Source organism: Pseudogracilibacillus amylolyticus (SeqCode) (assembly GCF_051918545.1).
Lineage (GTDB): Bacteria > Bacillota > Bacilli > Bacillales > Amphibacillaceae > Pseudogracilibacillus.
The window spans coordinates 6,275-6,826 of record NZ_JBPPZG010000203.1; the positions used below are offsets into that span (position 1 = coordinate 6,275).

Consider the following 552-nt stretch of genomic DNA (forward strand, 5'->3'; position numbering starts at 1 on the left):
TACCTGTTAAATCTTCCATTCGAATTAGATGAACACCGTTCTCCAATGCGAATTTGACAATTTGACGGCTTATCTTATGGTTTGTTTCTTTCATCCAGGCAGATTCCTTGTTTTTCGATTTGCGAATAGCATCAAGTTTCTTCAAGCACCCAAGTTTTCGTCTACGGGAGGCAAAGCGCCTTCTTCGATATGCTATTTCCTTCCCCGGGAAGAAGATAGATGTCGTTCCAATAGTAGCTACAGCAAGCTGGCGCAATCCGATATCAATGCCCATTGTTCTCGATGAAGCTTTATCAGCTTGCTCTTGTTCGATTTTAAAGGACAAGGCGATTGCGACAAACCACCGACCTCTTTTTTCAAAAAGTTCTGCGGCGCCTTGTTTAACCGTGCCAGACAATAGTTTGTCAAGCCACCGTTGCTGATGGTCCTTATAGACGACGGGCACACCAACCCGCTTTTCTAGTGTTGGGAAAGAAACTTTATATAAACCATTTTCTCTTTCTACCTTAAAGTTTTGATTATTGAAGCTACACCACATACAACGAAACGTTT

The 552-nt window shown here is 42.2% G+C and carries 1 protein-coding gene; it reads right to left on the reverse strand.

Annotation, left to right across the window (positions count from 1 at the left end; translation table 11 throughout):
• A partial coding sequence (locus ACPYKA_RS17185) for a transposase (RefSeq protein WP_479543438.1) occupies positions 1 to 552 on the reverse strand: 552 nt, incomplete at both ends.